This is a genomic window from Candidatus Poriferisodalis sp. (assembly GCF_965204195.1).
Classification (GTDB): Bacteria; Actinomycetota; Acidimicrobiia; order Acidimicrobiales; family Poriferisodalaceae; genus Poriferisodalis.
In genome coordinates, this window is record NZ_OZ241975.1 from 3,176,493 (window position 1) to 3,191,082 (window position 14,590).

Annotated in this window: 16 protein-coding genes; 5 read left to right on the forward strand and 11 right to left on the reverse strand. The window is 66.0% G+C overall.

Features of this window, described 5'->3' with window-relative positions:
• Positions 1-34: 34 nt before the first annotated feature.
• The 6 genes from ACOGI8_RS14225 to ACOGI8_RS14250 all read right to left on the reverse strand — a co-directional run bounded on the left by ACOGI8_RS14225 (position 35) and on the right by ACOGI8_RS14250 (position 5,300).
• Complete coding sequence (locus tag ACOGI8_RS14225) at positions 35-502, reverse strand: VOC family protein (RefSeq protein ID WP_419854448.1); 468 nt, start codon at positions 500-502, stop codon at positions 35-37.
• An 87-nt stretch (positions 503-589) separates the two neighbouring features.
• On the reverse strand, positions 590-1,153 hold the full coding sequence (locus ACOGI8_RS14230) for a UGSC family (seleno)protein (RefSeq protein ID WP_419854449.1): 564 nt from the start codon (positions 1,151-1,153) through the stop codon (positions 590-592).
• A complete protein-coding gene (locus tag ACOGI8_RS14235; RefSeq protein ID WP_419854450.1) occupies positions 1,146-1,925 on the reverse strand; it encodes a hypothetical protein in 780 nt (259 codons plus the stop codon). Before ACOGI8_RS14235 ends, ACOGI8_RS14230 begins: the two co-directional genes overlap by 8 nt.
• A 124-nt stretch (positions 1,926-2,049) precedes the next feature.
• On the reverse strand, positions 2,050-3,120 hold the full coding sequence (locus ACOGI8_RS14240; RefSeq protein ID WP_419854451.1) for a hypothetical protein: 1,071 nt from the start codon (positions 3,118-3,120) through the stop codon (positions 2,050-2,052).
• Positions 3,121-3,211: 91 nt separating this feature from the next.
• A complete protein-coding gene (locus ACOGI8_RS14245; protein WP_419854452.1) occupies positions 3,212-3,988 on the reverse strand; it encodes a TIGR00266 family protein in 777 nt (258 codons plus the stop codon).
• Positions 3,989-4,151: 163 nt separating this feature from the next.
• Entirely contained in the window at positions 4,152-5,300 is a 1,149-nt protein-coding gene (locus ACOGI8_RS14250) for an amidohydrolase family protein (RefSeq protein WP_419854453.1), read from the reverse strand.
• A 228-nt stretch (positions 5,301-5,528) separates the two neighbouring features.
• On the opposite strand from ACOGI8_RS14250, the gene ACOGI8_RS14255 reads away from it, so the two are divergent.
• Together ACOGI8_RS14255 and ACOGI8_RS14260 are read left to right on the forward strand one after the other, a co-directional pair.
• The gene (locus ACOGI8_RS14255) at positions 5,529-5,693 is read left to right on the forward strand and encodes a hypothetical protein (protein WP_419854454.1); all 165 of its coding nucleotides are present in this window, start codon (positions 5,529-5,531) and stop codon (positions 5,691-5,693) included.
• 15 nt (positions 5,694-5,708) lie between these two features.
• Positions 5,709-6,011: a hypothetical protein gene (locus ACOGI8_RS14260; protein ID WP_419854455.1), complete on the forward strand. Its 303-nt coding sequence runs from the start codon at positions 5,709-5,711 to the stop codon at positions 6,009-6,011.
• Positions 6,012-6,059: 48 nt separating this feature from the next.
• On the opposite strand, the gene ACOGI8_RS14265 is transcribed toward ACOGI8_RS14260, so the two are convergent.
• Positions 6,060-6,899 (reverse strand): vWA domain-containing protein, encoded by an 840-nt coding sequence (locus tag ACOGI8_RS14265; RefSeq protein ID WP_419854456.1) that lies wholly within the window; start codon positions 6,897-6,899, stop codon positions 6,060-6,062.
• 180 nt (positions 6,900-7,079) lie between these two features.
• Between ACOGI8_RS14265 and ACOGI8_RS14270 the strand changes: the two genes are divergently transcribed.
• Positions 7,080-8,738, forward strand: coding sequence for a hypothetical protein (locus ACOGI8_RS14270; RefSeq protein ID WP_419854457.1), 1,659 nt, complete (start codon positions 7,080-7,082; stop codon positions 8,736-8,738).
• A 28-nt stretch (positions 8,739-8,766) separates the two neighbouring features.
• Here ACOGI8_RS14270 and ACOGI8_RS14275 read toward each other — a convergent pair whose 3' ends face one another.
• The 3 genes from ACOGI8_RS14275 to ACOGI8_RS14285 form a co-directional block, all read right to left on the reverse strand.
• A complete protein-coding gene (locus ACOGI8_RS14275) occupies positions 8,767-8,949 on the reverse strand; it encodes a hypothetical protein (RefSeq protein ID WP_419854458.1) in 183 nt (60 codons plus the stop codon).
• Between the two features lies 1 nt (position 8,950).
• Complete coding sequence (locus tag ACOGI8_RS14280) at positions 8,951-9,754, reverse strand: HpcH/HpaI aldolase family protein (RefSeq protein WP_419854459.1); 804 nt, start codon at positions 9,752-9,754, stop codon at positions 8,951-8,953.
• 121 nt (positions 9,755-9,875) lie between these two features.
• On the reverse strand, positions 9,876-10,184 hold the full coding sequence (locus ACOGI8_RS14285) for an NIPSNAP family protein (RefSeq protein ID WP_419854460.1): 309 nt from the start codon (positions 10,182-10,184) through the stop codon (positions 9,876-9,878).
• 550 nt (positions 10,185-10,734) lie between these two features.
• Here ACOGI8_RS14285 and ACOGI8_RS14290 point away from each other — a divergent pair.
• Positions 10,735-11,919 carry a Fic family protein gene (locus tag ACOGI8_RS14290; protein ID WP_419854461.1) on the forward strand — a complete coding sequence of 395 codons (1,185 nt, stop codon included), beginning with the start codon at positions 10,735-10,737 and terminating at the stop codon, positions 11,917-11,919.
• Positions 11,920-11,954: 35 nt separating this feature from the next.
• Here ACOGI8_RS14290 and paaK read toward each other — a convergent pair whose 3' ends face one another.
• A complete protein-coding gene (paaK, locus tag ACOGI8_RS14295; protein ID WP_419854462.1) occupies positions 11,955-13,253 on the reverse strand; it encodes a phenylacetate--CoA ligase PaaK in 1,299 nt (432 codons plus the stop codon).
• Between the two features lie 127 nt (positions 13,254-13,380).
• Between paaK and ACOGI8_RS14300 the strand changes: the two genes are divergently transcribed.
• Positions 13,381-14,523, forward strand: coding sequence for an LLM class flavin-dependent oxidoreductase (locus ACOGI8_RS14300; protein WP_419854463.1), 1,143 nt, complete (start codon positions 13,381-13,383; stop codon positions 14,521-14,523).
• The last annotated feature ends 67 nt before the right edge of the window (positions 14,524-14,590 follow it).

Genomic DNA, 14,590 nt, shown 5'->3' on the forward strand with positions numbered 1-14,590 from the left:
GCGTGAGATCCCGAGTGGGCTTGGTCGGCTCTTGTCAGCCGTCAGCCATCTCGGCCATGGCGGCTTCCGAGCGGCGCGCCATCTCCTCGGGATCGATGTCTTCGATGTGGGTGGTGAGGTTCCAGCGATGGCCCCACGGGTCCTCGATCATGCCCGAGCGGTCGCCGTAGAACTGGTCCACAACGGGCCGCACCTCGGTGGCTCCCGCTGCGAGCGCCGCCGCAAACGTGGCGTCGACGTCCTCCACGTACACGCTCATCTGTACGGGTGACCCGCCATAGTGCTTGGGCGAGTGGAACTCCATCTCGGGGAATTCGTCGGCCACCATGATGAGCGAGTCGCCCAGCTCCAACTCGGAATGGCCGATCCTGCCGCCCATGTCGATGCGCATCCGCTCGGTCATGCCGAGAACCTCGGTGTAGAACGCGATGGCGTCTGCCGCGCCGTCGATGCTCATCGAGGCCGAGATGCGCGGGTAGTCGTCGGGAATTGGGTTCACCATCGCGATGTACTCCTGAATTCGGGATACCGGCGCATCGGCCGGAGCGCTTATCGGTGCGATCCGCCGTTCCGCGGGCGCAGCCAGAAGCTAGTGCGCCACCAGCACCCTGACGGCCTGCTCCACCGCCGTTTCGGCTCGGTCTTCGAGCCCTGCTGCATCAGCGCTGGCGATGGGGTGCTCGATCACGGTGAATGGGTGGTGGGGCACGCCCTGCACCCGGGCCATCAGCTCGGCGGCATCGATGAACGCGCTGGTCATCACGCTGATCGCGGGCACGCCGACCCGTTCGGCGGCGACGGCGTCGTGCAGACTGCACGACGAGCAGCTGCCTCAATCGCCGACGCCTGCGAGCACCGCGTCCCAGCCCATCGCTTCGGCCAGCAGCTCGTGCTGCGCCGGAGCGCTGTAGTTGGTCTTGATCCGCCGGATCACCTTGGCCACGCCATGGCGATCACGCAGCAGGCGCTCGACATGGTCGAAGAACGGCTTGGTGTTCTCCTTGCCGTTGGAGATCACGCCGATCGTGGCGCCCTTCAGGCTGGTGAGGCGCGCCGGGGCTACAAACCCGGCGGGATCCTGCTCGTGTGTCGGGTCCAGCAGTTCCACGCTGTCCTCCCTGGCGTCGTGGCCGAGACCCAGTATCTCAGCCATTGATGTTGTCGAAACCGGCGTACAGGAACTCAAACACGGCGCTGGCGGGGTCTGCCGCAGCGATGATCTCTGCATACGGCAGCGACGCCCCGCCAAAGGCATCGTCGTTCCAGTACGGATCGCTGCGATCCACCTCGCCCCAGGGCCCCACGTAGGCATACGGGAATGGGTGCGCAGCGTCGCCGGGCGACAGGCCATAGGTGGCCCGCGTGCCGGCATCAGCGTTGCCGATGGCCGTTGCGATGTCGAAGTGCCCCGGCCATAGCTGGATCTCGTCGGGCTCCACTGCACCGGGCAGCTCGTGCAGCTGCCCGAGGGCCTGCTTGCCGAGCCGGAACCACGCAGTGAGGTGCGCTCCCATCTCGGGGCTCACCCGCAGCCAGCGATCGACGTCGCCAAGCTCTGGACTGTCGTGCTCGCGCGCCTCGGTGCCCGGTGACACGCCGGCGAAACTCGCTGCTGTCGCCAGCGTCGTGATGTGGGCACTGCGAAGGGCGCCGCCTTCGGTGGCAAACAGCTCGTCGCCGCTGACCCACACTTGGCACTCCATCTCGCCGGCGCGGCCCATCGTCACCTCGAAGACGGGCGTGCCGAAACCCGCGTCCAGGCTGCGCAACCCGAACCTGCCGGTCGCCACCCGGCGCGCTTCGCCCACCACGGCATACGCCAGCCGGTGATAGTCCTCGACCGAGGCCAGGTACTCATCGGGCAGCTCCGCCAGCAGGCCATCGTGCACAGTCTGCGGCTGGTGCGAACTGTGGTTCTTGTCCATATTCGGAGTCTTGCGCGACGAAGCGTGCGGTGGCGTTCACTCGCGGCTGAGCGCAGCAGGCTCCAAGCAGGACGCACACGCCGAGGGTGTCGAGGTTCCGCCTCGCCACCGACGGCTCGTCGCGCTAGCTGATCTCGCAATCCACGCAGGCGCCCACGGCCACCGTGGCTGCGTGGCTGCGCGTGCCGAGCCACGGCGGGATGACGGCTGCGAAACCGCCTGCCGGGCCGCCAGCGCCAACGATCAGCAGGTCGTCGGGCGACTCCAGCGCGGGGTAGCTGCGCTCGGCCCGGTCCTTGACGACAGCTCCCTTGCCGACGGCCGCCCAATCGCCCCGGCGCACGCGTGCTCGCTCATACACGCAGGCAGCAATGTCATCCTTGGTCCAGCCGGCTGCGTCGAAGTGCGTTCGCAGCTGCGGGGGCAGCACGACCACGTAGTTGCCGGGCCAGATGGAGTAGTTGAGCTGGTTGGCCCGAATCTCCGCTGCCAGGGTCTCGCAGAGCTCGGTGGGGTCGGTGGTCCATTCGTTCATGACCTGCCGGGGCGCCATCGAGGCCACCGCTGTCACCGATGACAGCTGGCCCCGCTCGGCGGGCGCGGTGCCGAGCCGCTGGTCGCCGAGCGAGACCCAGCCCGTGGCCTCCTCGTCCTCGGCGATGCAGTAGCCGAGCTTGCCGGGGTGACCGAGCGTGGAGCGGTCGATGCCGCCGGGCTTCACGTCGAGCACGTTGGCGAGCACCAACCGCACTGCCCGTGCGATGACCGCGCGCGACCGGTCGGCTCCCCCGAGCACGCTGAAGGTGGCGTCCATCGCCAGCTCGTGCCGGATGGGGCCATTCACGATCAGCAGCAGCGCACAACCGCCGGTTGAAGCCGTGGGCCCGTGCAGTCCGAATTCGGGCTGAAGCAGGGCCGTGAGCGCGGTCACGACAACCGGGAAGTGCGGCGGCAGGCAGCCCGCCATGACGGCATTGACGGCCGCCTTCTCCGCGGTGATGGCCCGCGCCCGCACTGGCTCGATGCCGATGAGGTGATCGGGCGGCAGCATCGCCCACTCCAGACACGCCGTCACGGCGTCGTCGGTGGGCGGCACCACGGGCAGGCCGTCGGTCCACCCGCGGGCGTGGTAGGCCTCCTGGGCCTCGGAGAGATCGTCGACGCTGATGCGACTCGAGGTCAGCTGCATAGCCATGACTGTATGGCTGGGTCGGCTGGCCGCGTCTGGTTGTTCTGCCAACTGCCCGCACCAATCGGGCGCGCCCGCGGGTCGGGTCGCAAGGCTGTCAGTTTCGCTCGAGCAGTCCCGAGAGCAGGCCGCGGGAGTCGTCCGACATGGGACCGGCGGCGTTGGCCAGCACACGCGACGACAGCCGCTCGAACGGCAACGACTGCAGCCACACCCAGCCGGTGCCCGACACGGTCGCCAGGAACAGTCCTTCCCCGCCGAAGAACATCGACTTGAGGTTGCCCGCGCGCTCGATCGTGTAGTGCAGCGAGGGTTGCAATGCCACGAGGCAGCCGGTGTCGAGCCTCACGGTCTGGTTGTTCAGCTGCACGGCCTTGATCGAGCCGCCGGCGTGCAGGAATGCCATCCCGTCTCCCGACAGGCGCTGAAGGATGAAGCCCTCTCCGCCGAACAGGCCCGTGCCAATGCCGCGCTGCCAGGCGATGTCGAGCTTGGTGCCGAGCGCCGCGCACAGGAAGGCGTCTCGCTGGGCGATGATCTCGCCCCCCATCTGCGCCAGGTCGACCGGGATGATCTTGCCCGGATATCCCGCAGCGAATCCGACTTTCGCCTTGCCGCCGGCATCGGTGTTGGTGAAGTGGGTGAGGAACAGCGACTCACCGGATATGACCCGCTTGCCGGCGCCCTTGAGCTTGCCCCACATGCCTGAGTCTGGTTGGGAGCCATCGCCCATGACCGATTCGAACGTGATGCCGTCTTCGATGAACATCATCGTGCCGGCCTCGCCGACAACGGTCTCGCCCGGATCCAGTTCGACCTCGACGAACTGCATGTCGTCGCCGAAGATCTCGTAGTCGACTTCGTGGCTCTGCATAGGTGGTGGCTCCTCGCTGGTACGCCGCTAGCAGGCGCTCGCAGCGCGCATGGCCCACGGTACCTGTCGGCCTGATGCGGTTCGGGACGCGGATGGTCCCGATGCGCGGCGACTCGGAGCGCTGTCGATTTCTCTGTTCCGACGGCGGAATCGAGCGCCGGAGTCAGGCTGCGCTGGCGGCCAGACGGTCGCCACCGACAGGCAGCTTCGACAAGTCGATGTCGTACAGCTCGGCCGAGTTGTTGCAGAGGATGTCCTGCTGCTGCTCGGGCGTCAGATTGGCCGAGTGCTCGTCGAGCAGCTCCTGGCTCCACGGCCAGGTGCTGTCGGAGTGCGGGAAATCGTTGGCCCACAGCAGTCGCTTGTGGTTGACGTCGTTCACCATCTTGAACGCAACCCAGTCGTCCTGGAACGTCGTGTAGATGTGCTCGCTGAAGTACTCGCTGGGCAGCTTGGACAGCTCCTGGCCGGGCGGCAGCCAGTACCGGTGGCGCTTGTAGGCATGGTCCATCCGGTACATGTAGTGCGGCACCCAGCCGGCATCGGCCTCGACGCAGACCACCCGCAAACCGGGATTGCGCTCGAAAACACCGCCGAACACCAGCGTGCCCATGATGTCCTGGTTGGCCCGGATGATGGTCATGAAGGCGTTCGCCTTCGGACCCCTCGGCCGGCCTTGACCGCGGCTGGTGAGGATGTGCCACGACACCGGCAGGTTGAGGTCGACGGCGGCCTGCCAGAACGGGTCCCAGCGGGGGTCGTCGAAGTCGAACTCGGTATGGGGGTTGCCCGACATCATCACGCCGCGCATGCCCGCCTCGGCCATGGCCTCGATGTCGCTGATGGCCTCTTCCACCGAGCGGAGTGCCGTCTGCCCTACTGCCAGCAGCCGGTCGGTGTCCACCGAGCAGTAGTCGGCGATCCACCGGTTGTAGGCGTCCATGGCCGCCTTCTTGTAATCGGGATCGGAGTGGTTGCACAGCACCATGCCCACCGACGGGTAGATCACCTCTGCCGACACGCCGTCTCGGTCCTGGTCAGCAGTCCGCGTGGTTGGGTCGTAGCTGCTGATGGGCAGTTCCTCGTACGCCGCACTGCGCTTGAGCTCCTCGGGCTTCTGTCCTGCGGCAGCGATGAGGCCCATGTCGATCGTGCGCTTCATGCCGTCGATGACGTACACGTCGCCGCGCTCTTCGGTCCACTCGACCCGGGGCGCCACATCGCGCCACTTGGGGTCGATGTAGTCGACGTAGGTGTTGCGTGCCTCCGCAATGTGCGAGTCGGCCGAGATGATCGGATAGTCGACGTCCACGTTCCCCTCCAGGTCGGTCCCCGCAGCGGATCGTACTGTCCAGCCTCCAAGCACCGCCGGGCTCACCCGGTCGCCGCGGCACCGACCGCGAGCGCCGGGACCAGCCGGCGCACCGTCGCGTCGGCCGAGGCGCAGCTCCGTCGAGATAACCTCAAGATGCGTTCACGGGACGCTGCGGGCAGTGCCGTCATGAGAGGCAACGAGATGAGCATCACAGGTTCCGCAAAGGTGAGCGAAGACGCTGTGCACGACTCACCGACCCTCGCCGATCTCGATGCGAGTACAGGTCTGCACGAGTCAGCACCCGATGACGCTGTTGCTGCCCGCTACCACAGCGACGAAGAACTGCTCGCAGCGATGCAGCGCCGTCGCTCCGAACTGCCAGCCGACTGAGCACAGTCCGCGAGCGTGCCCACGCACGACGAGACAGCCGCGTTCTGGCGTGACTTCAGGCTGCTGACGCTCGCCGACCAAGTCCGCTTCGACACCAAACGACGCGAGTTCATCCTTGACCTCTTGGCGATGGAACGTGATTCAACCCACAGATTCCGACCAGGCCTGCGGGTCAAGGCCGTCCGGGGTGCCCCCGGCTTGTTCGAGATGACGTGGGCCCCGGACGGGCGTGCCCTGTTCTCGATGGGCCACCCGGTCGTCGAAGGGAAGCGTCACATCATCTGGCATCGGGTGGGAAGTCACACCATCCTGCCGTGAGTTCCCTGCCCTGAGTTCGAGCGACCTCAAGCCCATATGGCCTCTGGCCTACTGCGAGCGGCGCCGCATTCCGTCCTCGGCTTCGCGTACGCCCCCGAAGAAGTCGTCGTTGTCGGGCGTCAGGCCCACGGTGGAGTGCATTGTCCGCCGCTCGCTGTACGCCCGGCTCACCGATGCGAAGGCCTCACCGACGCCTTCGTCGGACGCCTCGTAGTTCTGCACGTTGCCCGCTTCGACTCCCAGCCGGGCGCCCTCGAAGTACGAGTCTTGGTTGGCACCCATGAACACGAACGCCCAGCCCTGCTCGCGCCGGCTGCTGATGAGCCGGTGGATGTCGGCCCAGGCGAAGTCGGTGCTCGCATTCTCCAGACCATCGGTGACGATCACGACGGTTTGGTCCTCGGACTCCTTGCCAGCCTTGCGGCGCCGCTTGGCTCGCTCGTCGGCCCGCCCGATCAGCGAGCCGATCGCGTCCAGGAGGGGCGTCGCCGCGCGAGGGCGGTACTGCTCCACAGACAGCGGGCACGCCTTGTTCACCGGCACAGCGTCGGCGAGAACCTCGAACGGGTCGCCTGAATCGAACTGAACCAGCGTGATCTTGCACTTGCCGGGCAGAGCCGCCTGTTCAGCGATGAACCCGTTGACGCCGTGCACGACCGCTATCTCGAGCCCGGACATCGACCCGGAGCGATCCAGCAGCATCCACACCTTCGACCGGTCAGACGGCGACGCTTTGCCGCCCTGCTTGCCGCCCTTGGCCTTCTTGGTGTTCTTCGCTTGCTGTGCGTCGCTTGCCGAGCCGGTTGCTTGCTCACCGCGCTCCCAGGGTGCCGTGTCACTCCGCTCGAGCTTCCCATTCGTATTCCCGCTGGTTGATGTTGAGCCCACTTTCTTTCCCTTTCTGCAGACCCCGACCCACCCGGCGTAACTGCCAGACGGGCCAGCAGTGGAACCGCTGATCGGCCTCCACCTCACTGATGTCCAACGTAGAGAGGGGGTGTTACAACCACGGCTGCGAGACCCTTGCGAATTGGCCGGACAAACCGAGTCGGACCTAATCTCAGCCGAGTGAGCGACGTGCAACAGGAACTGAACGAAAGTGCCGATCGCCAGTCGGCAGAGAGAGACCAGCCGTCAGACGGCAGGGACCCGTTCACGCCGCCGCCCGCTTCGCCGGAGGACCCAGAGTTCGAGAACGATGAGCCCGGACGACTCGGTCGACTCGCCGACCCTGCGCGTGAGACTGCCCAGCAGGTAGCTGACGCAACAATTTCCGGGAGTCGCAAGGCGGCCGAGGTTGCTGGCACAGCTGCAGCGTCGACGGCTCGGGTCGTCGGCGAGAGCGCCAAAACAGCAGCGGCAGCCGGTGCATCGGCTGGGAAGGCCGTCGGCAACAGCGCCGAAGCGGCAGTGACGGCTAGCGCATCAGCAGCGAAGGCGATCGGCAGCGGGGCCGCCAAGGTGGGAGCTGCCAGCGGACGAGCCGGCGCCACGGGCACGCGGTGGTTGTTCGACTCGACGTCTGAACGCACAGCGCAATTGTTCGCAGCTGCCCAGGGTCTGGTGGCGAGCGATCTCTCACCTCAGCTGAACAAACTGGTGCAGGCAGCAGTGAAGGGCAAGGCCACCATCTTTGACAGAGCGATGGACGCCGTGTTCATCGAAACCGGCATCGGCGGCAAGTATCACCGTCTCTTCGATGGCGGCCACACGATTTTCGGGGCATTCAGGGCGGCTCACGACGCGTCCCCGGGCGACACCTTCATCCAGGAGGTGCTGGGCGCGATCCAGGGCCTGCTGCGAGACGTGTCGACACCAATGAGTTTGCCACTCGCCACTTGGGACAAGGAAACCTTCGACGCCGTTGCCGCCTCGCTGGAGTCAACCTTCGGCATTCCCAAGAGTTGGTTCTATGACCTGAACACCTACGACGTCGGCGAACTGATGGGCGCCAGCGTCGGAGTGGTCTCGCTCATCTTCGGCTGGAACAAGGCCGAGACTGAGTCGTTCGCGAGCCTCGCGACGGGCATGGGCATGTCGGCTGCCGTGAGCGCGAACCCACTGCTGCTAGCAGTGTCGGTTGTCGCCTTCGGGCGCGCCTTCCACAAGGCGAATCATGCAGACGAGTACATCGAACTGGCCGAGGGCGGGCTCAAGGGCGCCATCGGCACAGGGACCAGCCTGGGCGCCATCGCGCTCGTTGGTGTCGCGGGCGGACCTGCTGGCGTTGCGCTGCTCGCAGGTGTCACCGCAGGCGTTCTCGCACACCTCGCCACCAAGGATGTAACCCTGGAATCCATCAACAGCTTCGTCAGAGAAGACGCGGCAACGGTGGTACGCCAAATCTCCCAACAGGCCATTGCCTACGGCGATGCCATAGGGGATGTCGCAGCTGACGCTGGTCGCGCTGTCGCGGACGGCGCCGCTAGCGTCGGCAGGTTCATGACTAGCAGTGCAGCGATCGCTGGCAAGTCCGTTGCAGGCTCGGCGGCGGCTGTCGGACGATTCTCAGCCGACCAAGCAACAGCGGTCGTGCAGGCGGCGGTAGACGCAGCTCAGGCTGCCGAACGCCTCTCAACTGACACCGCCGCGGCGGCGGCGTCCGCAGTCGGTTCAGTGGCGCAGCGAACCAAGGCGCTCATTGGCCGCGACGAGCCTGAAGAAGCCGAAGTCGACCAGCCGGGCACATCCGACGGCACAGACCGCAAGGCGAAGACGCTGCCCTAGCAGGCCCCGGACATGACGCAGGGTTCATTCAGACCTCAAGTGGATTCTTGAGCGTCTCGTCAATCGCCTCGCGATCAAGCCCGTCCGCGGCTGCGGCGTCGAGGCAGCGACTCTCGGCTTGATAGGAAGCCACCTGCTCGGAATCGAGATGGTCAAGTGCGGCCCGGACCGAGGTCCACCATTCGTCACGGCTGAGCCGATGCTGCTGCACGTCAGTAGATCTTGGAGTCGGCTCCTGTGGTGGCTTCGGCTGTGCCGGATTCGCGGGCGGTGCGCAGGTCGCGGGCCATGCCTCGGCCGAGTGCCATGGCGTCGCCCGCCACTGTTTGCATGCGGAAGCCTTTGCCGCGGCGGTCGGCCGACAGCCCAGCCGTGGAATGGATGCCCGCTACCACGCCGTGTGCGGCGCAGCGCTCGGCGATGTGCTCGAGTGCCGCCTTGTAGTCGGCGTGATCGTCGGTGTAGCCGGGGCCGTAGCCGTAGCTGATCGACAGGTCGGCTGGGCCGACATAGATCGCGTCGACACCCTCGATCGCCAGGATCTCGTCCAGCGCTTCGACGGCCTGACGAGTCTCGATCATGGGAATGCAGGCCGTAGTGTCATTCGCCACCTCGAAGTAGTTCTCCCCCGCCGCAGCCCGAGCAGCCACCAGTATCGGGCCGAAGCTGCGAGCACCCAGCGGCGGGTACTTGCACGCCGACACGGCCGCCTGGGCTTCGGTGACTGAGTTCACCATCGGCACCACGACGCCCCGCGCCCCTGCATCGAGCACCCGACCGATGATGCCGGGCTCGTTCCACGGCACCCGCACGATGGGTATGCCGCCGCCCATCTCGATGGCCTGCATCATGGTCACGGCGACCTGGTAGTCGGCCACGCCGTGCTGCATGTCGACGCAGACGTAGTCGAAGCCGGCTCGCCCGGCGATCTCGGCGGAATGGCTGGATGCCATCGACAGCCAGGTGCCCAGCGTCTCGTCGCCGGCAGCCCAAGTGTCCATCATCGTGTTCGGCATGCGTGTGCGCTCCTCTGGTGGGTTATTGCATCAGAACAGGCTCGGCTTCCGGGCCGGAGGCCGAACCCCGCAACCCCTAGCCCGCGACCTGGAAACCGGAAGCTCGAGGCCGGCTGGCAGCTCAAGTCTCGAAAATGTCGCGCAGGATGGCGTTCTCCTGCGTCTCGACCAGCGGTGCGATCTCCTTGACGAATTCCAGCCACTGGGCGTCTTCGAACAGCGCCTTGCGCTTTTCGGCCCGCTCCTCAAGCGTGTCGTAGCGCCACATGTGGATGATCTCGTTGATGCCGCCGAACTCGGTGGTGTAGTAGCCGACGGGTTCGCCCAGGTACTTGCGCTGGGCCTCGTATCCCTTCTCGAAGTAGGTCTTCACCCAGCGTTCCGGCGCCCCCACCTTCAGCCTGTACCGCCGCATCTCCACAAAGCTCATGGCTGCCTCCCTCGACTGCGCTGCGGCCCATCGCGGCCGCGCTGTGCGTGCCGCGCCCAAGCAACTGCACGGCAGCCGCACCGTAGCGCCCGCATCGCACACGCGCCGCCAGCAGGTCGGTACGCGATGACGACCCGACCGCGGGCAGCACCGTTGTTTTGGTTTCGCTCCGAATCTGGAATAGCCGGATCGCTTATTTCACGTCGCCGAAATAGCGGCAGCACGTAAGCAGTTTTAGCTCCGAAAACTGTCTGGACATGGTGCTTAGGAAGCCCTGCTTACTATGGCAGGGCAGAACGAGTTTGTAGATGTACTTAGCTTATAATATTTACTTGAACGACCTGATCTTCTGTTCAAATAAGCCAAAAGGCACTTTGACTTATCTGTGGAAATATATGGTAATACTCTGTAATATAGTCAATAACACTGAGTTGAGGTCGACGCAACGAATCCGAACGACCGCCACCCAGCCGAGCTGTGCCACATCCGAGCCACTGTGCCTCTACGACCACCGCAAAGCACCGACATCGACACCGAGGAGCGACCGCCGATGACGCCGCAATCGCAAGACAGCCCGACCGGTCGCTACGTCGTGACCGTCGTCGGCGGAGAGGAAGTTCGAGCATTCGTGCCGGCGCCGCTGCCGCCAAACCCGCCGCTGGGCATGGACGGCCCGCTCGTGATGGCACTCGACAAGGCAAGCCGCTCGCTCGGTCGATTCGACGGCGCCGTGCGTCGCCTCCCCGACCCCGCGCTGCTCATCTATTCCTACGTCCGCAAGGAAGCTGTGCTGTCGTCACAGATCGAGGGCACGCAGTCGTCGTTGACCGATCTGATGCGCCACGAACTCGGCGCCGCGCCCGGAGTGCCACTCGACGACGTGCTCGAGGTGTCGCGGTACGTCGCCGCGCTGGATCACGCCCTCGCCCGGATGGCTGATCCTGCCGGACTGCGGTTGTGCAACCGGCTGCTGCGGGAAGCTCACCGCATCCTGCTGACAGGCGCCCGCGGCGGCGACAAGCGCCCAGGCGAGTTCCGAACCTCCCAGAACTGGATCGGCGGTCGGCGTCCCGGCACCGCAGTGTTCGTGCCCCCACCAGCACCAGAGGCGCATGAAGCCATCTCGGAGCTGGAGAAGTTCTTGCACGTCGACGACGACCATCTGCCGCCGCTGGTGCGAGCGGGTCTCGCCCATGTCCAGTTCGAGACCATCCACCCCTTTCTCGACGGCAACGGCCGCATCGGAAGAATGCTCATCACGCTGATGCTCATGGCGCGTGGCGTGCTGGCGACGCCCGCTCTGTACCTCAGCCTGTACCTCAAGCAGCACCGATCTCGTTACTACGACCTCCTCGGGCGCGTGCGCACCGAAGGCGACTGGACCGCATGGCTGCTGTTCTTCCTCGAAGGCATTCATGCCACCGCTGTTGCCGCGCTGAGCACCACCGAGCGCTTGGAGGATTTGGTGGAACGTGATCGCGCGACGATTCGAGCACGCGCAGGGCGGGCCACCGGGTCGGCGCTCCTCGTGCATGGGGCACTCGCCCGCACGCCCATCTTGAACGTGCGAGAGGGCATGAAGCGGACCGATCTGTCGAAGCCCGCTGTTCAAGATGCCCTGCGGCGCCTGGGCGAGTTCAGGATCGCGCGCGAAGTGACCGGGCAGCGGCGCAACCGGCTCTTTGCGTACACCGAGTACCTGGACATTCTCAGCGAAGGCACCGAGCCGCTGTAGGCCAGGCGATCGGGGAAGCACTCCCCTGGCCGGGCTCAGCCTCGGAGGTCGCGGACGCGCTGGGCCTTGCCTTCTGAGCGCGGGATCCCTTCGGGTTCGACCGTGCGGACGTCGACCGAGATGCCGATGCGCTGGCGCACCGTGCTCGTGAAGTCTGCGGCGATCGCATCGTGGTCGCCGGCATCGGACTTGGGCTCCACCACCGCCGTGATGCCCTCCATGCGCCCTTGGGAATGCACTTCGAGGAAGAAGTGACCGGTCAGCCTCGGATCGGCTGACACCAGCTCCTCGAACTGGCTCGGGAACACGTTGACGCCACGGATGATGAGCATGTCGTCGCTGCGTGCCGCGACTCGGCCCATGCGACGCATCGAGCGAGCCGTGCCGGGCTGCAGTGAGCAGATGTCGCGGGTGCGGTACCGGATCACCGGCATCGCCACTTTGGTCAGCGAGGTGAACACCAGCTCGCCCGTCTCGCCTTCGGGCAGCACCTCGCCCGAATCAGGGTCGATGACCTCGGGATAAAAGTGGTCCTCCCAGATCGTCGGCCCGTCCTTGGTCTCGACGCACTCGTTGGCGACGCCACCGCCGATGACCTCCGAGAGGCCGTAGATGTCGACGGCGTCGATGCCGAAGGCCTCCTCGAGCTCGGCCCGCATCGCCTCCGACCACGGTTCCGCGCCGAAGATCCCCACCCGCAGCGACGTCGACGCCGGGTCGATGCCCTGGTTGCGGAACTCATCGGCAACGACGAGCGCGTACGACGGCGTGGCACACAGCACATCGGCGTCGAAGTCCACCAGCAGCTGCACCTGCCGGGCGGTCTGGCCCACCGACGCCGGCACCACGGTGCACCCGTACTGCTCGGCGCCGTAGTGCGCCCCCAGCCCGCCGGTGAACAGCCCGTAGCCGTAGGAGACGTGGACCACATCGCCCGGTCGCACTCCCGCAGCCATCAGCGAACGCCCGAACACATGCGCCCACATGTCCAAGTCGGACTGCGTGTAGCCGACCACCGTCGGCTTGCCCGTGGTGCCTGAGGAGGCATGCACCCGCAGCACCTGCTCCCGCGGCACGGCGAACAAGCCGAAGGGGTAGTTCTCGCGCAGCTCGGTCTTGGACGTGAACGGGAAGCGCGCCAAATCATCGAGGGTGTGCAGATCGGACGGGTGAACCCCCGCCTCGTCGAACAGCTGCTGGTAGGCGGGCACATGTGCGTACGCGTGCGCCAGGCTCCACTTCAGCCGCTCCAGCTGGAGCGCTCGGATCTCCGGGATCGAGGCATTCTCGATGGGATGCAATCCCCGCCCGGCGGTGGGCTCGAACTTGGGCATCTGGCGGTTCCTCCCCCGCTCGGATGACGCTGGGTTGGCCGGTTCGGGAGCCAGCCGGTTTCCTAGTGTTGCAGTCTGTGCGGCCGCTGCCGCAAGGTGCGGTGAGCCGAAAGGACCCCGAGTCTCGATGACCGACTTCCGTTTCACGATCCTCGTCGTGCCGTACATGCGCCGTCGTGGCGAGCAGATCGGCCTCGCCGGGTCGATGCCCGAGCGTTGGCAGACCCTCATGGATCACGTGCGGACCCAGATGCAATTCGCCGAGTCGGTGGGGTACGACGGCTTCGCCATGACCGAGCAGCACATGCAGGTGGAGGGCATCGAGACCACCACCAACCCGCTGTTCTGGGATTATTTCGTGGCCCAGCACACCGAGCGGATGCGGGTAGGCCAGCTCGGCATGAACCTCACCGCGGTGAACCCCATCCAGCTCGCCGAGAACATCGCCATCCTCGACCACTTCACCGGCGGGCGCACCTTCGTGGGGTTCACGCGTGGCAACACACCGCGCTGGACCGGCACATTCGGCCAGCACCTGGGCATCACCTCCACCGAGTCCGACAAATCCGATGCCGACCAGCGAAGCCGCCGGGCCCTGTATGAGAACTGGCACCTGGTGAAGTCGCTGTGGACCCAGGACAAGGTGTCGATCCAAGGCGAGTTCTGGCAGGCCCCGCCCGAGATGGAGTGGCACTTCCCGCCGACAGACGACTTCGATCCGACCGCGGTCGACGAGAACAAGACGCTGCGCGAGATCGGCATCGTGCCCCGGCCGCTGCAGCAGCCGCACCCGCCGGTGTACGCGCCGTTCAGCTACAGCATGGAGACGTCGAAGTTCTGGGCCCGCGAGGGCGGCAAGATGGTCAGCTTCGTGGCACCCGAGCGGCAGAGCTTCATCGGCACAGCGCTCGACATCTACCTTGAGGAAGCGCACAACTCGGGGCGTGACACCACGGCCGCTGATGCACTGGCGATCGGCGGCCACCTCACGATGGGCCGCACGCCAGCCGAGGGCGCCGACCTGTACGCCGGCTTCGAGGAACTGTTCAACTGGGCCTACAACGCGCCGCCCTACGTGGTGCCGATGGGGCGCGTCTGGCGCGGCAGCCGGGCAGAAGAGCTTGACCACGTCGCCTCACTGCACGAGGAGTTCGGCGTCACCGAGTTCTTCCTGTGGCATCACGTCGGCTACTTCACCCAAGACCAAGAGCTGGCCATGCTCAACGAATTCGCCGAAGGCGTGATCGCTCCCCTGCGAGCAAGCTCCTGAGCCCGGCCTGCGAACGGTGACGCGCTCAGCCGGCGACGCCTAACTGATCGGCGTCGGCGCACTGGAT